Annotated in this window: 17 protein-coding genes and 1 riboswitch; of the genes, 6 read left to right on the top strand and 11 right to left on the bottom strand. The window is 73.1% G+C overall.

Features of this window, described 5'->3' with window-relative positions; translation table 11 throughout:
- Positions 1–799 precede the first annotated feature (799 nt).
- The gene (locus ACZ45Z_RS22780; protein WP_468365260.1) at positions 800–1,522 is read left to right on the top strand and encodes a transcriptional regulator; all 723 of its coding nucleotides are present in this window, start codon (positions 800–802) and stop codon (positions 1,520–1,522) included.
- Between the two features lie 62 nt (positions 1,523–1,584).
- Here ACZ45Z_RS22780 and ACZ45Z_RS22775 read toward each other — a convergent pair whose 3' ends face one another.
- Complete coding sequence (locus tag ACZ45Z_RS22775) at positions 1,585–3,228, bottom strand: nucleobase:cation symporter-2 family protein (RefSeq protein ID WP_468365258.1); 1,644 nt, start codon at positions 3,226–3,228, stop codon at positions 1,585–1,587.
- 338 nt (positions 3,229–3,566) lie between these two features.
- Positions 3,567–4,874, bottom strand: a complete 1,308-nt coding sequence (locus ACZ45Z_RS22770; RefSeq protein ID WP_468365424.1) for a streptophobe family protein — start codon at positions 4,872–4,874, stop codon at positions 3,567–3,569.
- Between the two features lie 319 nt (positions 4,875–5,193).
- Between ACZ45Z_RS22770 and ACZ45Z_RS22765 the strand changes: the two genes are divergently transcribed.
- Entirely contained in the window at positions 5,194–6,372 is a 1,179-nt protein-coding gene (locus tag ACZ45Z_RS22765; protein ID WP_468365256.1) for a L,D-transpeptidase family protein, read from the top strand.
- 60 nt (positions 6,373–6,432) lie between these two features.
- Here the strand turns inward: ACZ45Z_RS22765 and ACZ45Z_RS22760 are convergent, their stop codons facing one another.
- The 3 genes from ACZ45Z_RS22760 to ACZ45Z_RS22750 form a co-directional block, all read right to left on the bottom strand.
- Positions 6,433–6,888, bottom strand: coding sequence for a hypothetical protein (locus ACZ45Z_RS22760; protein WP_468365253.1), 456 nt, complete (start codon positions 6,886–6,888; stop codon positions 6,433–6,435).
- Between the two features lie 73 nt (positions 6,889–6,961).
- Positions 6,962–7,477 carry a cupredoxin domain-containing protein gene (locus ACZ45Z_RS22755; RefSeq protein WP_468365251.1) on the bottom strand — a complete coding sequence of 172 codons (516 nt, stop codon included), beginning with the start codon at positions 7,475–7,477 and terminating at the stop codon, positions 6,962–6,964.
- 38 nt (positions 7,478–7,515) lie between these two features.
- Complete coding sequence (locus tag ACZ45Z_RS22750) at positions 7,516–8,067, bottom strand: COG4315 family predicted lipoprotein (protein WP_468365248.1); 552 nt, start codon at positions 8,065–8,067, stop codon at positions 7,516–7,518.
- A gap of 155 nt (positions 8,068–8,222) precedes the next feature.
- Positions 8,223–8,439: riboswitch (cobalamin riboswitch) on the top strand.
- A gap of 157 nt (positions 8,440–8,596) precedes the next feature.
- Here ACZ45Z_RS22750 and metE point away from each other — a divergent pair.
- Positions 8,597–10,921, top strand: a complete 2,325-nt coding sequence (gene metE, locus ACZ45Z_RS22745) for a 5-methyltetrahydropteroyltriglutamate--homocysteine S-methyltransferase (protein ID WP_468365246.1) — start codon at positions 8,597–8,599, stop codon at positions 10,919–10,921.
- Positions 10,922–11,027: 106 nt separating this feature from the next.
- Here metE and ACZ45Z_RS22740 read toward each other — a convergent pair whose 3' ends face one another.
- Entirely contained in the window at positions 11,028–13,085 is a 2,058-nt protein-coding gene (locus ACZ45Z_RS22740) for a phosphocholine-specific phospholipase C (protein ID WP_468365244.1), read from the bottom strand.
- A gap of 331 nt (positions 13,086–13,416) precedes the next feature.
- Between ACZ45Z_RS22740 and ACZ45Z_RS22735 the strand changes: the two genes are divergently transcribed.
- Complete coding sequence (locus tag ACZ45Z_RS22735; RefSeq protein ID WP_468365242.1) at positions 13,417–14,337, top strand: class I SAM-dependent methyltransferase; 921 nt, start codon at positions 13,417–13,419, stop codon at positions 14,335–14,337.
- Between the two features lie 137 nt (positions 14,338–14,474).
- On the opposite strand, the gene ACZ45Z_RS22730 is transcribed toward ACZ45Z_RS22735, so the two are convergent.
- The 5 genes from ACZ45Z_RS22730 to ACZ45Z_RS22710 form a co-directional block, all read right to left on the bottom strand.
- Entirely contained in the window at positions 14,475–15,116 is a 642-nt protein-coding gene (locus ACZ45Z_RS22730; protein WP_468365239.1) for an ATP-binding protein, read from the bottom strand.
- A 195-nt stretch (positions 15,117–15,311) separates the two neighbouring features.
- Positions 15,312–17,441, bottom strand: a complete 2,130-nt coding sequence (locus ACZ45Z_RS22725; RefSeq protein ID WP_468365237.1) for a xanthine dehydrogenase family protein molybdopterin-binding subunit — start codon at positions 17,439–17,441, stop codon at positions 15,312–15,314.
- A 68-nt stretch (positions 17,442–17,509) separates the two neighbouring features.
- A complete protein-coding gene (locus ACZ45Z_RS22720) occupies positions 17,510–18,523 on the bottom strand; it encodes an FAD binding domain-containing protein (protein WP_468365235.1) in 1,014 nt (337 codons plus the stop codon).
- A complete protein-coding gene (locus tag ACZ45Z_RS22715; RefSeq protein WP_468365232.1) occupies positions 18,520–19,158 on the bottom strand; it encodes a (2Fe-2S)-binding protein in 639 nt (212 codons plus the stop codon). The genes ACZ45Z_RS22720 and ACZ45Z_RS22715 overlap by 4 nt, the downstream gene beginning before the upstream one ends.
- A gap of 95 nt (positions 19,159–19,253) precedes the next feature.
- Complete coding sequence (locus tag ACZ45Z_RS22710) at positions 19,254–19,640, bottom strand: hypothetical protein (RefSeq protein WP_468365229.1); 387 nt, start codon at positions 19,638–19,640, stop codon at positions 19,254–19,256.
- 290 nt (positions 19,641–19,930) lie between these two features.
- On the opposite strand from ACZ45Z_RS22710, the gene ACZ45Z_RS22705 reads away from it, so the two are divergent.
- Positions 19,931–21,166, top strand: a complete 1,236-nt coding sequence (locus tag ACZ45Z_RS22705; protein WP_468365226.1) for a serine hydrolase domain-containing protein — start codon at positions 19,931–19,933, stop codon at positions 21,164–21,166.
- Positions 21,167–21,294: 128 nt separating this feature from the next.
- Positions 21,295–21,564 carry a hypothetical protein gene (locus tag ACZ45Z_RS22700; protein ID WP_468365224.1) on the top strand — a complete coding sequence of 90 codons (270 nt, stop codon included), beginning with the start codon at positions 21,295–21,297 and terminating at the stop codon, positions 21,562–21,564.
- Positions 21,565–21,618 lie beyond the last annotated feature (54 nt).

Here is a 21,618-nt window from a genome sequence, read left to right as displayed (position 1 = left end):
GGCGGCCGCCGGCCGTTCGGCGATCGAGGCCGGGCGACAGGCGGGCGCGTGGCCGTGCGCGCGGGCGGTCCCACCGCCCGTGCGCGTAAGGCGGGTCAGTCGGTGACGCCGGCCTGGCTACGGCTGTGGCGGGCCCGTACGGGGAGGTGGGGGGTCACCCGTGGGAACGCGGCAGGGCGCGCGGCGGCGTGGCCGTCATGGTGGGAGGGCGCAGTGCGGCGTGACTCGCGCCCGCCGGAGATGCCTCTGCCAGATGCATGACAACGAAGGGCGTCGCGGCCGCCGGGAAAAGCCGTCTTCGCGTGGTCTGGTCCGTCGCGTCGGGACGCGCGGGTATTAAGCCTCGGGACGCGCGAGCGCGCTCGAGCGGGTTTCGCATATGAAGGGTCCCATCCTGATCGGATCGTGGGGGGAGGACCGGATGTCGTCAGTGCCACCGCCCGACCCCTCGCGGGGCCCGACGGCAAGCCCAGCCTTGAGGATCACTGTGACACTCCCCCTTCATCCGCGTAACGCTCTGATTACGTCACCTTGGCGAGACCCTGCTCACGAGCCGTTACCAACCGGTAAGCACCGACCTATCTGCTATACCCGGTAAGCGAGTTGAGCAGCGGTATCGACAGATAGGGCATACCTCCTCCTTCCGCCTCCGGTGGCGCTGGGCCGCCTTCGAGTCGAAGGGGAACTAGAGGTTCGTACCTCTGGACCATCTGTTAATCTGCCCGCTCCTGGATGTTCCTCCATCTCCCCCTCCCCCCAAGCGCCCCCCGCTCGCCGGGTGCAGCGAGGTGTCCCGTACGTGTACAGCACTCCGTTTTCCCCCGCAGAGGCCAGATCCGCGCGGGCCCGGGTGGGCCTGAGCACCACTCAGGTGGCCCAGTCGATGGCGGCCTGCGGCGCCCCGGTCCGCCCCGAGATGGTGGACGCCTGGGAGTACGGCTCCCAGTTGCCCACCGAGCAGCAGCTCTTCGTGCTGGCCGATGTCCTGTGGTGCTCGCCGACCGACCTGATGGGCGTCGAGCCGCGGACGCTGGCCGAGCACCGGCTCTCCCGGCAGTTGAGCACCGACCGGCTGGCGCAACTGATCGGCATGGACGCCGATATGTACCGGGCCGCCGAGTCGGCGCAGCAGTGGAACGGCGACTACCGGCAGACCAAGGCACTGGTGGAGGCCCTGGGTCTGTCGCTGCGCAAACTGATCGGCATCATGGGCCGGGACGAGGAGCTGGCCGGGCATCTGCGGTCGGCCATCGACGGGCGCTGGAAGGCGCACGTCGGACCGGTCACGGAGATCACGACCTTGAACAAGACCCGGGTGGGCGACGCCCTGCGCACGATGAACGCGGAGTTCACGGAGTTCTCCGAGCGCTACATGGGGCACCTGGTGGCCAGGAACGACGATTCGCGTCTCAAGGAGGTCGCGGCCGAGCGCTCCGCCTATCTGCGCCGGCTCGTCGACCGGTTCTGGGAGCTGATCGGCGAGGCGGGCGAGGCGCCGCCGTTCAACACCGTGGGCCACTGAGCCCGGGGGCGGGCCTGGGGTGGCCCCGGGCCCGGCCTCCTCCGCGTACGGGTGGCGCGTTCTCAGCGGTTGGCGCCCCAATGCGGGCCCATGGGGTCCATCGGATCCACCGGCCCGCCCTGGTACGGCGGTCCCGCCGCGCCCCTCGGACCTCCGGGGGCCATCGGACTTCCGGCGCTCATGGGGCCTCCCGGGCCCACCGGACCTCGCATCGGATCTCCCGCGCCCATCGGGCTTCCCGGGCTCATCGGGTTTCCGGGGCCGGGCCGGTCGGGCCGGCCCACCGAGCCGGCGGGCTCCAGCGGCTCGTCCTCGCCTTCCTCGATGTCGTCCCAGTCGATCTCCATCGACTTGCGGCGCGTGAAGACGTTGAAGAAGAGGTTCAGCAGGATGGCGGTGAGGCCGCCCAGTGTGATGCCGCTGTCCAGGACCGCGCGGACCTCATCGGGCATCCGGTCGAAGAACGGCCCGACCGCGGTGGGCAGGAAGGCGGCGCCGAGACTGACCGCCAGGATCAGGGCGTTGCGCTCCTCGCGCAGGTCCACCTTGCCCAGGATCTGGATGCCGACGGTGGCGACCATGCCGAACATCGAGATCGCCGCGCCGCCGAGCACCGGGTGCGGGATCGCGGCGACCAGGCTGCCCGCCTTCGGCAGCAGTCCCAGCACGATCATGAAGCCGCCGGCCGCGACCACCACGAACCGGCTCATCACCTTCGACATCCGCACCAGGCCGATGTTCTCGGCGAACGCCACGTAGGGAAAGGAGTTGAGCACGCCGCCGAGGACGGTGGCGACGCCGTCGGCGCGCAGTGCACGGGCGACGGTGTCGTTGTCGACCCGCTTGCGGGTGATCTCCCCGATGGCGTAGACGTCGCCGGTGGTCTCCACCATCGTGATCACCATGACGACGATCATGGCGATGACCGGGAAGAGCTCGAACTTCGGCAGCCCGTAGTGGAAGGGCGTGCTGACCCCGAACCAGTCGGCGTCGTTGACCGCGTCGAAGCTCACGTCGCCCAGGAGCCAGGCGACCGACGTGCCGACGACCAGGCCGAGGAGTACCGCCAGGCTGCTCAGGTACGGCTTGCCCAAGCGGACCACGGCCAGGATGAACAGCAGGGTGCCCAGGGCGTAGGCGAGGTTCTTGGGGTCGCCGTAGCCGGGGTGGCCCGCCAACTGCGCGCCGCCGGCCGCGTCCTGAAGGCCCTGGGGTATCAGCGTCAGGCCGATGACGGTGAGGATCGTGCCGATGACGATCGGCGGGAAGTACTTCACCAGCTTGCTGAAGAACGGTGCGAAGAGGAACGTCGCTATGCCCGCGGTGATCACCGCTCCGTAGACGACGAGCAGCCCGGCGGTGCCGCCGCCGGCGCCCAGGCCGATGGCGATCATCGGGGAGACCGCGGTGAAGGTGACGCCCTGGACCAGCGGCAGCCTGGCGCCGATCTTCCAGATGCCCAGCGCCTGGATGATCGAGGCGATACCGCAGGTGAGCAGGTCGGCGTTGATCAGATAGACGAGTTCCTCGTGGGACAGGCCGAGGGCGTTTCCGAGGAGGATCGGGACGATGACCGCTGCCGCGTAAAAGGCGAGGACGTGCTGGAAACCGTAAAGGGTGAGTTTGCCGAGGGGGAGCACCTCGTCGACGGGGTGTGTGCGCTGCGGGGGGAAGTGCTGGGAGGTGTGCCGGGAGAGTCGTGCCATCTCTGCCTTGCCTTCACGAGGTAGGTGAATAAGAGGGGATATCCGACGCCGTCCGGTCCCGGGGTGACAGGACGGCCGGCCGGCCGGACAAAGCCGACGGTGAGCGGTGTTGCCGGCCCACGTAGCCCTGCGCTGCACATTGCGTCCTGGTTCGGCAGGACTTCCTTCGATCGGCGCGACAAAGTCCGTAATTGCCTTGGAATTTGCAGGTGGGGGCCGATCGAATCGCTCACCCTAGTTGACCCCCGGCCTTTCTCGCGAGTAACCGGTCGGCATCCCCGGCGGCGGGGAAACGCACCCGCGCACCGGCGGCGGTGTGCCACCCCGGTCCGGGCCGGCTACGCCTCGCCCACCTCGCCGGGATGCCGTACCCGCCGCGCCGCCAGGCTGCCGAGAAAGCCGGTGACCAGGCCCCACGCGGCCCCGACCGCCACCAGGCGCGCGAGGTGCGGGCGCAGGACGACCTCGCCGCCCAGGTTTCCGCCGAGGTCCCCGAGGCCGAGCAGGGACAGTCCGTAGTGCGCGGAGATCCGGGTGAGCAGTCCGACGGTGAGCAGGGTGAGCGCCAGGGCCGCGGCCATGTCCACGGCGTGCCGCCACGCGGGCGTGCCGGCCGGGGAGCGGACCGCCGCGGCGAAGGCGGCGGCGAGCAGCACGACGGCGGCCACGGCCACCAGCAGCCAGGCCCGGCCGTCGTGCTCGGCGACCGCGCCCAGGTCGAGGGTGCGGTCCCCGCCGCGGGTCCGCAGCACCTGGTCGAGCACGTGCGGCATCGGCAGGCCGATCGCCTTGTCGACATGCCCCGACCACGCGCCGCCCGTGCCGACGCCCAGCGCAAGCCACACGAGGTTGGGCAGTCCGAGGAACACCACGGCCAGCGTGTCGGCCGGGTGGCCCTCGGTCAGCAGCACGACCAGCGCGGTGACCAGCCCGATCGCCACGTAGACCAGCAGCACCAGCAGCATCGCGAAGGCGGGCGGCCGCACCGCGCTCTGAAAGCGCAGGACGGAGGAGGGCAGGGGCGCCCGGCGCGCCAGGAGGAAGGTGAGGGCGAGCACGGCCAGCACCCACAGGAGGCCGGCGCCGAGGGTGGCGGCCACCTCCGCGCGGAAGCGGACGGTGGGGGTCGCGCCGAGTTCGGCGCCCAGTTCGTCGGCGAGTTCGTCGCCCACCGAGACGCGGAAGCGGTGGCGGGCGGCGAGGGCGAGGAGCAGCAGGAGCACCAGCCAGCACAGGGCGGTCCGGGCGACGCGGGCCAGGAGTTCGGTCGCGTCGGCCACCGCGCGGTGGCGCAGCGGCAGCAGGAAGACGGCGGCGGTCGCCAGGGCGCCGGCCAGGGTCACCGAAAGGGGTACGGCGTCGACGGCGGCGTCCGCCCGCGCGAGGAACCCGGCGTCGCCCGACACGTTGACCGAGCCGCCCGCCGCGATGAGGACGACGGCGGCCACCACCCGGGGGAACGCACCGCCGGGCAGATCCGCGGCGCCGGCGGCCCACAGGCCGAGCGCGGCGACCCCCAGCATCGTGACGAGGCCCGCGAGCGCCGCGGCGAGCGCCTCCGCCCAGGGCCGTAGGAGAGGACCGGCCCCGCCGGGGCGTGCCGGGGTCCTGGGGCCGGCTGACATGGGGCCGCCGGGGCCTCGCATCTGGCTCACGCTGTCTCCTGCCGGGCGCGCGCGTCGGGGAGGACGGGGCGGCGGGAGCCCGGTCACGGCGTGGCGGCCCCGCCGTGCTCACCGTAAGCACGGGCGCGCTCCCCCGCTCGCGGACGGCGGCCCCGGCACCGTCGCCGCTGCCGCGCGCTGCCCGAGACGGAAACGTGTCATAAATCTCCGATGCGCCGGACAACCGCCGGAGCGGACAAACCCTCTGGATATGCGGCGGGTGCCATGGGGGCCTTGACGGCGTTTGTCGCCACAGGGCCGGGCTCCGTCACGCCAGCTTTTTCGCTTCGGAGGGACCCTCGTGCACGCCGGATCACGTCGCCACCCCGTTCTGTTGATACCCGCCCTGATAGCGGCGGCCGCGTCGCTGACCGCGTGCGGGGCGGGCGCCGGTACGTCGGAGGCGTCGGACCAGCCCGTGGCCAAGGTGAGCGTCACCCCGGCCGGCGGCAGCAAGGCCGCCGAGCTCGGCTCCCCGATAGCCGTACGGGCCGACCGCGGAAAGCTGACCTCCGTCGAGGTCAAGGACGACAAGGGCACCAAGGTCACCGGCCGGCTGGCGGGTGGCGGCAGGTCCTGGACGTCGGACCGCAAGGTCAGCCCGCACACCACCTACACCGTGCGGACCAAGGCCGAGTCGGCGGGCGGCGAGGAGTCCTCGGCCACCTCCGTTTTCACCACGCGGTCGGCCGACCGGGTCAACAAGCTCACCAACACCCCGGGGGGCGGCCAGACCGTCGGCACCGGAATGCCGGTGTCGATCCTCTTCGACCACCCCATAGCCAAGGACCGGCGGGCCGAGATCGAGAAGGCGCTGAAGGTCAGCACCCAGCCGCACGTCCAGGGCGCCTGGGGCTGGGTGACGGACTACTCGGGCAAGGACCGGATCGACTGGCGTCCCAAGGACTACTGGCCGACCGGCACGAAGGTCTCCGTCAAGGGCGGACTGGCCGGGATCAATTCCGGTGACGGCGGCTGGTTCGCCCGTGACTACGACTTCGGATTCACCATCGGCGCCGACCACCGGGCCGTCATCGACGTGCCCGGTCACCGCCTGACGATGTACGAGAACGGCAAGCCCGTGGGCAGCGTCACCGGCTCGGCGGGCTCCCCGCAGGACCCGACGCGCGGTGGCGTCCACACCGTACGCAGCAAGAACGCGGCGGAGACGATGGATTCGGCCACCATCGGCCACGGCAACGAGTGGAAGCTGGACTCGAAATGGGTCACCCACCTGACCGCGTCGGGGACGTTCCTGCACTCCGCCCCGTGGAACAAGTCCGTGGGCGTGGTCAACAACAGCCACGGCTGCTTCGGCATGACCACGGACGACGCCCAGCGCGTCTATGACTTCCTGACGGTCGGCTCCACCGTCGAGGTGAAGGGCACCACCAGCACCAAGCAGACCGACGTCGGCAACGGCCTGGAGGTCTGGCAGGAGAACTGGTCGCAGTGGCAGCGGCGCAGCGCGCTGAAGTAGCCCGGCCGCGGGCCCGTCGGGGCCGTCGGACGGGCCGGTATTCGTCCGTCCCCGCCCCGGTCATCTGCGCCACCGGACCGGCCGGCGGGGCCGGGTGAGCAGCAGGAGGACGGTGGCGAGGACGGCGACGGCTTCGGCGATGGCGGCGAGTTTCTTGTCGGCGGTCCACAGCGGCTCGTACATGTTCGGCACCGGGCCCAGCTCGCCGACGTCGACGTAGCGGTAGAGGAGCAGGAGGGCGAGGGCGCCCGCCGAGACCAGCCAGGCGAAGGTGTCGGCCGGGGGCCGCCGCCACAGGAGCACGACCAGCGCGGCCAGGGCGGCGAGCGCGGCCTCGGTCCGAAAGAGCGTGCCCTGGCTGATGGTCGCGGTGATGGCGTCGTAGCGGTCGGCGAGGTCGGCGTGGACGTAGGCGGTCACGGCCAGCCCGGCCGCCGCCAGCACTCGCGCGATCCCGCGTACGACCCGGCCGGCCCGCGGGGCGCCCGGCGCCGGTGGGCTGAGGTCTCGTGTCATGGCTTCTCCCAGCCTCACGGTGAGCGGGTCGGCGGGTAGCGGGTCGGCGGGTCTGGGGCGGCGGACGCACCGGTCAGCGGCTCGACGGCCGGCGGACGGTGAGCGTGCCCTTCATGGAGGGGTGGATCGAGCAGAGGTAGGCGTACGCCCCGGGTTCGGTGGGGGCGGTGAAGGTGGCGGTCGCGTCCGGGCCGATGCGGCCGGTGTCGAAGGGTTTGCCGCCGCCGGCCGTCAGGGTGTGCGGGGCGGAGTCCTCGTTGACGACGGTGATCTTCGCGCCGGGGCGCACGGTGACGGTCGCGGGGGTGAAGCGGAAGTCCTTGATGGTGATCCGCTGCCTCCCCTCCGGGGTCTCGGTGGGCGACCCGGAGGGGTTGGCGGTGGGCGACCCGGAGGGCGTCTCGGTGGGCGACCCGGAGGGCGTCGCGGTGGCACCGGCCCCGCCGCCGCTGTCGGAGCAGGCGGCGAGGGCGGCCAGGCACACGACGGCGGCCAGCGCGGCGAGCCGGGTACGGGGGCGGGGGTCCGGGCGGTGCGTACGGTCCGGGCGGTGGGTGTCGCGCCGGGGCCGGCTGCGCGGGAGCGGCATGGTCTCTCCGTGGTGTCTGGTGGGGTCCCGCGGGGTGGTCAGTAGCCGCCGCCCCCGGTGGAGCTGTCCTCGGCGGACTTCTCGATCTTGTTGCCGGCCTCGTCGAGGACGAACCACTTGGCGCCGAACTGGTCGAGTCCCTGGCCGTTGGTGTCGCCGGGCTGCTTGTCGCCCTGGAAGTAGTAGAGGGGATGGCCGTTGTAGGTGATTTCCTTCGTGCCGCCCTCGCGGGTCGTCGTGCCCAGCAGCGCGCTCTTGACGCCGCCGCCGGCCTTCGGGGTACCGGTGACGGTCGCCGGTGGCCAGGCTTGGGCGCAGCCGCCCGAGCAGGTGGACTTGCCGGCCTTGTCGGCCTCGAAGAGGTAGAGGGTGCGGCCCTGGCCGTCGACGAGGATCTGGCCGAGCCGCCCGGCGCGGGAGGCGACGGTTCCCTCGCCGGGCGAGGGAGAGCCCGACGGCGAGGCGCCCGGGCTCGTGCGGCCGGCGGACGGGGAGGGCTTGCTCGTACCGCCGTCGTCCGAGCATCCGGCCATCCCCGCGGCGACGAGGGCCGTGACCGCGATGACGGCCCCCTTGGCGCTGTTGCGCATCCTTGACACTCCTTCGGTTCCGTCCGCCCCGCCCCTGCGGCGGCGCGCGCGGCCGACCGACGTGCCGCCCACCCCACTAGACACCGGCTACCGCCACCCGGCCATCCGGGCGCGGACGTTCGGCGTATCCGGCGCCTGCTCACCCACGGCAGGGCTTAGGCTGACCGGGCGACTGGTTCGCCCTGCCCGCCAGGCAGGCGCGTCGTAAGAGGGAACCCGGTGGGAATCCGGGACTGCCCCGCAGCGGTGAGTGGGAACGACCGCCGTCATACGCACTGGGCCCGACCGGGTCCGGGAAGCGACGGCCAGTAGATGTCTGCCCCGGCAGACGTGCCCGCGAGTCCGAAGACCTGCCAGCGTCCGTGCGCGCGATCGCGTACGGAGATCCCGGTGACCTCGAGGGCGGGTCGGTGGACGTCTCAGGTGGCGGGCGCGGGCGCACACTCCCACGCTCCGCCCACTTCGCCGTCCTTCGCGCCCTCGACCCGTCCCGGGGTCTGGAGGAGACACGCTCGCGAAGGAGAGTTACGTGATCACCGACTCGACCACCGGCTCCGCGGCCGCCGCCGCCCGGCCCACCGTGCACGGCTATCCGCGCCAGGGCCCGAACCGGGAACTGAAGAAGGCCGTCGAGGGGTACTGGCAGGGCCGTGTCGACGCCGGCGCCCTGCGGGACACCGCCGCCGCGCTGCGCCGCGGCAACTGGCGGGAGCTGGCCGCGGCCGGCATCCGGGAGGTGCCGACGGGCGACTTCTCGTACTACGACCACGTCCTGGACACCAGCGTCATGCTGGGCGCGATCCCCGCCCGGCACCGCGCGGCGGTGGCCGCCGACCCGCTGGACGGCTACTTCGCCATGGCCCGGGGCACGCAGGACGTGGCGCCGCTGGAGATGACCAAGTGGTTCAACACCAACTACCACTACCTGGTACCGGAGTTGGGCCCGGACACGGTGTTCGCGGCGGACTCCCGCAAGCAGGTGGACGAGCTGCGGGAAGCCGTCGCGCTGGGCCTTGAGGGCCGTCCGGTCCTGGTCGGCCCGGTCACCTATCTGCTGCTGGCCAAGCCGGCGCCCGGCGTCGCGGCGGACTTCGAACCGCTGACCCTGCTCGACCGCCTGCTGCCGGTCTACGCCGAGGTCCTCGCCGATCTGCGGGCCGCCGGCGCAAGCTGGGTCCAGTTGGACGAACCGGCGCTGGTACAGGACCGCTCCCCCGCCGAACTGAACGCCGCGGCCCGCGCCTACCGCGACCTGGGCGCGCTCACCGACCGGCCGAAGCTGCTGGTCGCCGCGTACTTCGACCGCCTCGGTGACGCCCTGCCGGTGCTGGCCAAGGCGCCCGTCGACGGTCTCGCGCTCGACTTCACCGGTCCCGCCGCCGCCAACCTCGGTGAGCTGGCGGCGGTCGGCGGGCTGCCCGGCAAGCGTCTGGTCGCGGGGGTCGTCGACGGCCGCAATGTGTGGATCAACGACTTCGAACGGTCGCTGGCCACGCTCGGGACCCTGCTGGGGCTCGCCGACCGGGTCGACGTGGCGTCCTCGTGCTCCTTGCTGCACGTCCCGCTGGACGTCACCGCGGAGCGCGATATCGATCCGCAGGTCGCCCGCTGGCTCGCCTTCGCCCGGCAGAAGACCGCGGAGATCGTCACGCTGGCACGCGGCCTGCACCAGGGAACCGGCGCCATCACGGCCGAACTGAGCGCCAACCGGGCCGACTTGGCCTCCCGGGCCGGCTCCGCGCTCACCCGCGACCCGGTGGTGCGGGCCCGTGCCGCGGCCGTCACGGACGCCGACTGCCGCCGCGCGCAGCCGTACGCCGAGCGGTCCGCGGCGCAGCGCGCCCACCTGCGCCTGCCCGTCCTGCCGACGACGACCATCGGCTCCTTTCCGCAGACCACCGGCCTGCGTACGGCCCGCGCCGCCCTGCGGGCCGGACGGATCTCCGCCGCCGCCTACGAGGAGCGCGTCGCGGCGGAGATCCGGGAGGTCATCGCCTTCCAGGAGAAGGCCGGCCTCGACGTGCTGGTCCACGGCGAGCCCGAACGCAATGACATGGTCCAGTTCTTCGCCGAGCGGCTGACCGGCTACCTCGCCACCCAGCACGGCTGGGTGCAGTCCTACGGCACCCGCTACGTCCGGCCGCCGATCCTGGCCGGGGACATCTCGCGGCCCGAGCCGATGACGGTGCGCTGGACCCGCTACGCCCAGTCGCTCACCGACCGGCCGGTCAAGGGCATGCTCACCGGCCCGGTCACCATGCTCGCCTGGTCCTTCGTCCGCGACGACCAGCCGCCGGCCGAGACCGCCCGCCAGGTGGCGCTGGCGCTGCGCGACGAGGTCGGTGACCTCCAGGCGGCGGGGACGTCGGTCATCCAGGTCGACGAGCCCGCGCTGCGGGAACTGCTGCCGCTGCGCGCCGCCGGGCACGCCGGGTATCTGGCCTGGGCCACCGAGGCGTTCCGGCTGAGCACCGGCGGCGCCCGCCCGGCCACCCAGATCCATACGCACATGTGCTACGCGGAGTTCGGGGACATCCTCCAGGCCATAGACGACCTGGACGCCGATGTGATCAGCCTGGAAGCCGCCCGTTCCCATATGCGGGTCGCCGCGGAGCTGGCCACCGTCGGCTACCCGCGCGAGGTGGGGCCGGGCGTCCACGACATCCACTCCCCGCGCGTGCCGGGGGTGGCGGAGGTGACCGCCTTGCTGCGTACGGCACTCGGCGCGGTGCCGGCCGAGCGGCTGTGGGTCAATCCCGACTGCGGTCTGAAGACCCGCCGGTGGGAGGAGGTGCGTGCCGCGCTGGAGAACCTGGTCGCGGCCGCCCGGGAGGTGCGTACGTCCGCCGGGTGACCGGCCCGGCGTAGCCGCGGAGTGGTGTGGCACACGGCCCCGGCCCGGGCGCGCCTCTCGCGTCCGGGCCGGGGCCCGTGGTCGGCCTTGGCCGGCGGTCAGCCGGTCAGCCGGTCAGGATCGCCGGGTCGCTGACGCCCGGCCGGCCGTTCTCGACGTGGCCGGCGAAGCGGCGCAGGAAGACGCTGTCCTTGTCGCAGACCACCGTGACGTCGTACCACCGCTTGCCGGCGGTGAGGTCCACCGTGAGCCTGACGGTCGCGCCGGCGCGGACGGTGACGGTCCGGCCGGCACCCCCGTAGGCGTTGGTGACCTTCAGCCGGCGGTCGGCGCCGCCCTTGTTGGTCAGGGTCAGCACGAGGCCCGCGGTGGCCGCGTCATGGCGGGCGGTCACCTCGGGGCCCGCGGTCTTCCCCTGGCCCCGGAAGGTGCGCAGGAAGCCGTTCGGGCCGAACACCGACAGGTCGTACGTGTCCTTGGAGTACGCGGTGTTCCAGGTGTCGGAGATCCGCTTGCCGGCCTCCGCGGTGTACGTCCACGGCCCGTCCGTGCGGTTCGCGGACGTGACGGTGAAGCAGGCGCCGGCCGCGTCGCCGGCGCCGAAGGTGAGGGTGTAGCGCCCGGTGGAGGGGGTCGCGGACCCGTCGACCAGCGGCGCGTACGGCAGCGGCCGGGCGGGCCGGGCGCCGGGCTCCTGCTTGGGCAGGACGGGCTGGGCGGGCGGCTTGGGGACGTAGCTGTCGTGCCGCTCGTTGTCCGGCGGCCGGTAGCCGTCGGTGTCCGGCAGGGCGGCCGGCGTGGTGTTCTCCAGGCCGAAGTCGAAGGCGGAGGTCAGGTCGCCGCAGATGGCGCGGCGCCAGGGCGAGATGTTGGGCTCGTGCACGCCGAAGCGGCGTTCCATGAACCGGATGAGGGAGGTGTGGTCGAAGGTCTCGGAGCAGACGTAGCCGCCGGTGCTCCAGGGGGAGACGACGAGCATGGGGACGCGCTGGCCGAGGCCGTAGGGGCCAGCGGCGTAGCCGGCGTTGCCGGGGAAGTGGTCCAGCGTGGTGTCGACGGTGGAGGCGCCCTGGGCGGCGGAGGCCGGCGGGAAGGGCGGCGGCACGTGGTCGAAGTAGCCGTCGTTCTCGTCGTAGGTGATGAACAGGGCGGTCTTGCTCCACACCTCCGGGTTGGCGGTGAGCGCGTCGAGGACCTGGGAGATGTACCAGGCGCCGTAGTTCGCCGGCCAGTTGGGGTGTTCGGAGAACGCCTCGGGGGCGGCGATCCAGGAGACCTGGGGAAGCTTGCCGGCCTTCACGTCGGCCTTGAGGAGGTCGAAGTAGCCGTCGCCCTTCTTGGCGTCGGTGCCGGTGCGGGCCTTGTCGTAGAGGGGGTCGCCGGGCTTGGCGTTCCGGTAGGCGTTGAAGAAGAGCAGCGAGTTGTCGCCGTAGTTGCCGCGGTAGGCGTCCTCGATCCAGCCCCACTTGCCGGCCGCGTCCAGGCCGTCGCCGATGTCCTGGTAGAGCTTCCAGGAGATGCCCGCCCGCTCCAGCCGCTCGGGGTAGGTCGTCCAGCCGTAGCCGACCTCCTCGTTGCCGAGGACCGGGCCGCCGCCCTTGCCGTCGTTGCCGGTGTGGCCGGAGAACATGTAGTAGCGGTTGGGGTCGGTGGCGCCTATGAGGGAGCAGTGGTAGGCGTCGCAGACGGTGAAGGCGTCGGCGAGCGCGTAGTGGAAGGGGATGTCCTGGCGCGTGAGGTAGGCCATCGTGCCGGCGGACTTGGCGGGGATCCACTGGTCGTAGTTGCCGTTGTTCCATGCCTTGTGGCCGCCGGCCCAGTCGTGGTTCAGGCCCTCGATGAACTGCATGCCGAGGTTCTCGGCGTCGGGGTGGTAGGGCAGCACGTCCTTGCCGCCGTCCGGCTGATGGAAGACCGACTTGCCGCTCTCCAGCGTCATCGGGCGCGGGTCGCCGAAGCCGCGGACGCCCTTCATGGTGCCGAAGTAATGGTCGAAGGAACGGTTCTCCTGCATCAGCACGACGATGTGCTCGACGTCCTTGAGGGAGCCGGAGCGCCGTGCGGCGGGGATGGCCGCGGCGCGGGCGATGCTGCTCGACAGGGCCGAGAAGCCCGCCGTCGCGCCGGCTATCTGGAGGAAGCGCCGCCGATTCAGTTCAGGCATGAGTCTGGGGACCTCTTGGGGTGTGGGGGTTCACGGATGGGGGGTCTGCGCGCGGTCGTGTGGCGCCGTGCCGTGTGCGGTCGTGTGGGGAGGTGCGCGGGCGTCTGACGGGTCGTGAGGAGGTGTGCGGAAAACAGGGTCAGCAGAGTGTTCCAAGAGGAACGAGTCGCGGGGAAGGGGTGGTGACGGCCGTATGACGGCTCCCCCTCCACACGGCGAACAGCTTCGCCCGGCGGCGGCGCCCGGCCGTGGCGCGCCACAACCAGGGAGCGTCCCGCGCATACGGCATATTCGGGACGGACATCGGGGGCGGTGACCAGCCACGACATCGGTGGACAGGCAGACATCGCAGGGCGAGGAGAACGTCATGGTGCGGGACGCGGACGGCAACGGAGCGGCGCCGGACGGCGTCGCGCCGGGCAACGCCGAACAGGCGCGGGCCTGGAACGGCGACGACGGCCGGTACTGGGTGGCGCAGCGGGAGCGCCACGAGGCGATGCTCCGACGCCTGACGCCGCATCTGATGTCCGCCCTGCCGCTCCGGTCCGACAGCCGGGTGCTGGACATCGGGTGCGGCGGCGGGGGGACGACCCTGGCGGCGGCGCGCGTCGCCACCGCCGGATCGGTCCTGGGGATCGACCTGTCGGGGCCCCTGCTGGCGGCCGCCCGGCGGCGGGCCGCGGCGGAGGGGCTGGCGAACGTGGCCTTCGCGCGGGCGGACGCGCAGGTCCATCCGTTCACCCGCGGCGCTTTCGCCATGGCGATGAGCCGCTTCGGGGTGATGTTCTTCGCCGATCCGGTCGCCGCGTTCGCCAATATCGCTCGCGGTCTGCGCACCGGCGGCCGGCTGGCGTTCCTGTGCTGGCGCTCCCTGCCCGAGAACGCGTTCCTGTCGGTGCCGCTGGCCGCCCTCGCGCCGTACATCCCGGCGCCCGACCTCGGTGGCCCCGGCGAGCCGGGCCCGTTCTCGCTCGCCGATCGCGGCCGGATCGAAGAGATGCTGGCGGGCGCCGGATACGACGAGATCGCCGTACGTCCGGTCGATGAGCCGATGTGGCTGGGCGGCGACCCGGACGATGTCGTGGACTATCTGCTCGGGCTGCCGATGGTGCACGCGGCGCTGGCCGAGGCGGGGGAAGCGGCCGGGGAGCGGGCGCGCGGCGCGCTGCGGGAGGTCATGGCCCGGTATCAGGGGCTCGACGGGGTGAGCCTGGGCGGGGCGGCGTGGCTGGTGACGGCGCGGCGCGGGTGAGGGCCCGAAGCCGCCGGGCCGGCGAGGCGTGCGGGAGCGTCAGCGCCTCGCGGGCCCTTCTTCGCGGACGGGATCCGACAGGATTTCGCGGACGGGATCCGACAAAATAAGGCCGGATCAAACGGGTTGACGCCGGATCAGACGGCGTCGACGAGGCTCGCCGAGTGGGCGGCACTCGCCGAGCGGGCGGCACTCGCCGAGTGGGCGGCACTCGCCGGGTGGGCGGCTTCCGGTACGGCGGCGGCCAGGGAGGCCGCGGGAACGGTATCGGGGACGGCCTGGGGAGCCGCCGCGCGGACCGCCTCCGGTACGGCCTCGGGCGTCGCGGCGGGGGCGGGCCGGGACTTCGTATCGGGCACGCTGCGCAGGGGCGCCCGTACCGTCAGCGGATCCTTGCGGGCCGCCACCACCCGCCGGGTGAACCAGACGACCTTGCCGGTATCGGTGGCGCAGGTCCCCCAACTGTCGCTGAGGGCGGCCACCGCCGACAGTCCGCCGCCGCCCGCGCTCACCAGCCGGGGCAGCCGGGGACCGTCGTCGGCGACGGAGGCCGTCAGGTGGCGGCCGGACCAGCGGAGTTCGACCACGCACCGGGCGTCGGGGCCGATGTGGCGGTGCACGTTCTCCAGGAGTTCCGCCACTCCCCTGCAGACCGGCTGAATATGCAGTTCAAGATTCCAATGCCGCAGGTGCGCGGCCACGATGCGCCGGATCTGCGGGACGCGCTCCGCCGAAGCGGGGAGTTCAACCGTGTAGTGCCGGTCGTAGGGCAGTGTCATGTCGTGGCTCCTCACCGCGAGGCTCACGTACTTCACCTCGTTGGACCAACGAACCCCGATCACGAAGAGTGAGCTTTCGTCACGTATGGGTCATTGACATGGTGACCCGGCGAGACAGGCCCCGCAACAGATCGTGGTGCGGTCGGGGGATTCCGCGCCCCGGCCGGTCGGTTCGGCGGCCGGGGCGCGGACCGCTCAGACCGTCAAGCCGGGGAGGTGGGGCAGGAGCTTGTCGGGGGTCAACGGCAGGTCGCGCAGGCGTACCCCGGTGGCGTGGGCCACGGCGTTGCCCAGGGCCGCCGCGGTGCCGACGATGCCGATCTCGCCGATGCCCTTGCTTCCCATGGGGTTGAGGTGCGGATCGTCCTCGTCGAGCCAGTGCGCCTCGATCGGGGGAACGTCGGCGCAGACCGGGACGTGATAGGAGGCCAGGTCGCGCGCGGTGAAGTCGCCGAACTCCCCGTCCACGGCGCTGTCCTCCATCAGGGCCATGCCCAGGCCCATGGTCATCCCGCCGATGAACTGGGAGCGCGCGGTGCGGGAGTTGAGGATGCGGCCGGCGGCGAAGACGCCCAGCAGGCGGCGGGCGCGGACCTCGCCGGTGACGGTGTCGACGGTGACCTCGGCGAACTGGGCGCCGAAGGAGTGACGGGCGTAGGGGCTCTCCTCGGAGGTCTCCTGACGGGTGTCGGCGGCGACCGTCACGCCCTCGGCCGGCAGCGGTCCTTCGTGGCCGCGCAGCCGCTCCACGAGTGCCGTACATGCCTTGTGGACGGCCCAGCCCCAGGAGCCGGTGCCCGCGGAGCCGCCGGCCAGCGCCGCGGCCGGCAGCTCGCTGTTGCCGATCTCGACGCGTACCCGCTCCTCCGGTACGCCGAGCGCGGCGGCGGCGACCTGGGCGAGGACCGTGCGGGCGCCGGTGCCGATGTCGGTGGCGTTGATCCGCACCCGGTAGCCGCCGTCGGCGGCGGCGTGGGCCTCGGCGCGCGAGGGGCTGACGAGCACCGGGTAGGTGGCCGCGGCCACTCCCGTCCCCACCAGCAGGTTTCCCTCCCGCCGGACGGCCGGGCGGGGGTCGCGGGGCAGCCAGCCGAAGTGCTCCGCGCCGGTGCGCAGGCAGTCGGTCAGGTGCCGGCTGCTGAAGGGCCGGCCGCTGTCCGGCTCGGTGTCGGGTTCGTTGCGTACCCGCAGTTCGATCGGGTCGAGGCCCAGGCGGACGGCGAGTTCGTCGACGGCCGACTCCAGGGCGTACATCCCGGGCGTCTCCCCCGGGGCGCGCATCCAGGACGGCGTCGGCACGTCCAGCGCCACCACGCGGTGCGCGGTGCGGCTGTGCGGCGAGCGGTACATGACGCGGCCGGGGACGGCGGCCTGCTCGACGAATTCGCGGACGGTGGAGGTGTGGGTGGTCACCTCGTGCGCGAGGGCGGTGAGCGTGCCGTCGGCGGTCGCGCCGAGGCGGACGCGCTGCACGGTGGGCGCCCGGTGGCCGACGACCGCGCTCATGTGGCGGCGCGGCACGGACAGCTTGACGGGGCGCCGGAGGTGCCGGGCGGCCATGGCGGCCAGGATGACCTGCGGGCGCGGTGTTCCCTTGGACCCGAAGCCGCCGCCGACGTGCTCGGAGACGACGGTGACGTCGCCCTTGGCGAGGCCGAACACGGCGGCGAGGTCGTCGCGCACCTTGGTGGAGCCCTGGCTGGAGTCGTGGACGGTCAGCCGGTCACCCCTCCAGCGGGCGGTGGAGGCGTGCGGTTCCATGGGGTGGTTGTGCAGCGGGGGGACGGAGTAGGTCACGTCGACGGTGACCGGCGCGGCCGCGAACGCCGCGTCGAAGTCGCCGCGTTCGCGTACGGCGGGATAGCCGCCGTTGGCCGTCTCGGGCGTGTAGAGCCCGGGGTGGTCGGTGGTCAGCAGGACGTCGTGGCCGGCCGGCTCGTAACTGACCCGGACGGCCTCGGCGGCGGCTTGGGCGGCGTCGAGGCTGTCGGCGACGGCGAGCGCGACGTACCAGCCGCGGTGCGGGACGCGGTCGTCCTGGAGCACCGCGAGGGTCGGGTCCTCGGGGGCTTCCAGGCGGGGCGCGTTCTTGTGGGTCAGCACCGCGCGGACCCCGGGCAGGGCGAGCGCCTCGGCGGTGTCCACATGGGTGACCCGGCCGCGGGCGATGGTCGCGGGCACGGGCCAGGCGTAGGCGCAGTCCGGCGGGGTGTGTTCGGCCGCGTAACGGGCGGCGCCGGTGACCTTCTCCCGGCCTTCCCGGCGGACGAGCGGGGCGCCCAGCGGGTGCGGGGAGGGACCGGTCGGGAAGGGGGCGTGGGTCATGGCGCGCGTCCTTGGTGTCGTGTGCCTCGTTGTCGTTCTTCTGCTCGGGAACGGGCCGCGCCGGTCGGTCAGCGGCGGTCGGTCAGCGGCGGTCGGCGTGGCCGGGGGGACAGCGCGGCGAGCGTGTCGACCGCGAGATTGCGGGCCAGGGCGACCTTGAAGCCGTTGTCGCGCAGCGGCCGGGCGGCGGCGAGTTCGGCGTCGGCGGCGCGGGCGAAGGTCTCCTCGGTGGCGGGCGCGCCGTGCAGCACCTCTTCGGCGGCGCGGGCCCGCCACGGGCGGTGGGCGAGCCCGCCGAACGCCAGCGCCGCGTGCCGGACGGCGCCGTCCCGCACGTCGAGCAGGGCGGCGACGGAGACCAGGGCGAAGGCGAACGAGGCGCGGTCGCGGGCCTTGCGGTAGCGCGCGCGGGCGCCGGGCCGGGCGGGCGGCAACTGCACGGCGGTGATCAGTTCGGCCGGCCGGATGACCGTGTCCTGGTCCGGCCGGTCGCCGGGCAGCCGGTGGAAGTCGCACACCGGGACGGTGCGCGCGCCGTCCGGACCGTGCAGGTGGACGGTGGCGTCCAGAACGGCGAGGGCGACGGCCATGTCCGAGGGCTGGGTGGCCACGCAGTGCTCGGAGTGGCCCAGGACGGCCAGATCGCGGTGGGCTCCCTCGCGGGCCGGGCAGCCGGTGCCGGGCCGCCGCTTGTTGCACGGCTTGGCGATGTCCTGGAAGTACCCGCAGCGGGTGCGCTGGAGCAGATTGCCGCCGGTGGTCGCGGCGTTCCTCAACTGGCCGGAGGCGCCGGCCAGCACGGCCTGCGACAGGACGGGGTAGCGGTCGCGGACGGCGGTGTCGGCGGCGAGGTCGCTGTTGCGGACCATCGCCCCGATCCGCAGCCCGCCGTCGGGCGTCTCCTCGATCCGGTCGAGCGGCAGCCGGGTCACGTCGATGAGCAGCGGCGGGGTCTCCACCCCGAGTTTCATCAGGTCGACGAGGTTGGTGCCGCCGCCGAGGTACCGGGCGCCGGGGTGGCGGGCACCGGTCCGTACGGCGTCCTCGACGCTTTCCGCCCGCACATATCCGAACGGTTTCACGACGCCACGCCCCCTCCGGTCGGCCCGTCGGCGGCACGGGCGGCGTCCGTGGCACGGGAGGCGTCCGCGGCGCCGGCGGCGTCCGCGACCGCTTCGACGATGCGCGGATAGGCCCCGCACCGGCACAGATTGCCGCTCATCCGTTCGCGGATCTCCTCGGCGGTCAGCTCGCTCGGCGCGCCGGGCGGCGCGGTGTCCGGCGTGACATGGGAGGGGAATCCCGCCGCCGCCTCCGCCAGCACGCCCACGGCCGAACAGATCTGGCCGGGGGTGCAGTAGCCGCACTGCAGGGCGTCCCGGGCGACGAACGCCTCCTGCACCGGGTGCGGCCGGCCGCCGTCGGTCAGGCCCTCGACGGTGGTGATGTGCCGCCCCTCCTGCGCCACCGCCGGCAGCAGGCAACTGTTGGTGCGGCGCCCGTCGACGAGCACCGTGCAGGCGCCGCACTGCCCGTGGTCGCAGCCCTTCTTGGCGCCGGTGAGATCGAGCCGCTCCCGGAGCACGTCCAGGAGCGTGGTGCGGTGGTCCAGGGTCAGCGCGTATGCCGTGCCGTTGACGTGCAGGACCAGTTCGGACCGCTCGGCGTACTCCGCTCGTGGTCCGCCGGTGTCCGCCGGATGTCGCGTGGACTCCACTGGCTCGTCCCTTCCCGCTCCGGTCCGGATGCCTTCGCACCCTGCCTACCAGGACAGCGCGCGGGGCGCGCGTCGGCGGGCCCGCGCCGACCGCGCTAGCGGTTGTCCAGCCGAAGCTGGACCTCCTGCTCCTGGTCACCGGCGGCGGTGCCGACGACCCGCACGTCGAACGCGGACGTCAGGCCCTGGCGCAGCCGCGCCACCGCCCAGTAGCCGCCCTGGAGCGTGACCATCACCGGCGCGCCCAGTCGGCGCGGCTCGGCCTCGGCCTGGATGTCGGTCACGTCGAAGGTCGCCGTCCAGACGGTCGGCCCGGCGCCCCCCGCTTCCTGCGGCACGTCCTCCGCGGCGCGGTCGGAGAAGAAGCAGGTGCGCAACGCGGTGAACACGGCGTGCGCGTCCTGCGTCGCGCAGCCGGTCACCTCCACCACGACCTCCGCCGAGGGATGTTCCACGTGTGCCGCCTGTTCCGCGCTGTTCACTGTGCGGGCCTTCCTCTGGGAGCCGGACGTCTTCAGGCTCGCCCGCCGGCCGGTTGTGTGCGACCGGAGGCACGAACGAGTGGGGTGAACGGACGCACATAACGCTCACGCCACCGCTTTCCAGGAGAACACACCACCCCGCTCGCGGACGGGCTGCCGGCACGCCGTCGTCAGGGTGTCCGCCGCCGCGCCGGGCCCGCTCGCATGGTTGCCACAGGCATCGATCTCGGCGGATCATCGCGTGGGATGTGGGCGATGACCGCACGCGGACGACGCGAGGGAGAGCCACCATGGCAGGCACCACCGTGAAGGGCCGCTGCGCACCCGGCTTCGAGGGCGTACGCGCCGCTTTCGAGCGGAACTTCCGCGTGCACGGCGACATCGGCGCGGCGGTGGCGGTGATCGTGGACGGCGAGGCCGTCGTGGACCTGTGGGGCGGTCACGCCGACGCGGCCCGGACCCGCCACTGGGAGCGCGACACCCTCGTCAACGTCTACTCCACGTCCAAGGGGATGACCGCACTGTGCGCCCATCTCCTCGCCGACCGGGGGGAGTTGGACCTCGACGCGCCGGTGGCCCGCTACTGGCCGGAGTTCGCGGCGGCCGGCAAGGAAGGCATACCCGTGCGCTGGCTGCTCAGCCACCGTGCGGGCCTGATCGCTCCCCGCGTGCCGCTGACGGTCCGCCACGCCCACGACTGGGACGCCGTATGCGCCGAGCTGGCGGCCACCGCGCCCTGGTGGGAGCCGGGCACGGCACAGGGCTATCACGCGGTGACCTTCGGATACCTGGTGGGCGAGGTCGTCCGCCGGATCACCGGGCTGTCACCGGGAACGTTCCTGCGCCGGGAGATCGCCGAGCCGCTCGGTGCGCGGGTGTTCATCGGCACCCCGGTCGAGGAGCACCCGCGCTGCGCGGACATGGTGGGGCGACTGGACGAGGCGCGGATCGCCGAGCGGTTCCCCGGCGCGCCGAAACCGCCGTTCCGGGCCCTGTCCGACCACCCGCTCACCGCCGTCATGCTGGCGCTGACCTACCTCCCCACCGGTGACGTCAACAGTGCCGCCTACCGCTCGGCCGAGATCCCGGCGGGCAACGCGCACGCCTCGGCGCTCGGGCTCGCCACCGTCTACGGCGCGCTGGCCCGCGGCCGTCTCGTCGGCCCCGGCACCCTGGAGGCGATGCGCCGCTGCCAGAGCCTTCCCGGCGAGCCGGACCTGGCCATCGACGCGCTCGCCCCGGCGGGGCTGGAGCACCGCTGGGGCCTGGGCTACATGCTCAACCACCAGGGCCAGGCGGGCCCCAATCCGCGGGCCTTCGGGCACGGCGGCGCGGGCGGCTCCTACGCCTTCGCCGACCCGGAGAACCGGCTGTCCTACGCGTACACCATGAACCGGTACGCCGGCGGCACCACGGGTGACGATCCGCGCAACCGGGGGCTGGTCGCGGCGACGTACGCGGCGCTGGGACGGGCGCGCGAGGACCGGCGGGGGCGCGGGCCGGGGCGGCGGCCGTCGGGAGGCTGATCTCTCGGGTGGGCCGCTGCCGGGCTCGTCCTGCCGTTCGTCATCGCCGGGCGCAATAATAGGGAAAGCGGCATGGATCCGGGCCCGGCGCGCGAAGCGGCGGGCCTCGGGGAAAGGGCGTGGTCAGGATGGAAAGGGACACCGAGGCGGTCCACGAGGCGTACGCGTTCGTCTGCCTGCACTGCGGTCACGGGTGGGAACAGGAATACGAGATCCGGCACTCCACCGATCTCGCCGGGCAGCGGCGCGCCGATTACTACGTCCAAGGCTCCAGGGTCCCTTCTCCGCTGACCCGCGCGGCCTGCCCGTCCTGCAACGGCGGCCCGATCCGGATCCTGCGTCCGGGCCGGGTGAAAGCGGCCGGGCCGGTCATCGGTCCCACCCTCACGCCGATGTGAGCACCGCCCGGAGCCGGTGAGGGCCGGCCGACGCCCCCCGGGCCCGAGGCGGTC

The sequence above is a fragment of the Streptomyces sp. NPDC031210 genome (genome assembly GCF_055570395.1).
This window is presented reverse-complemented; position numbering and strand designations above follow the sequence as displayed.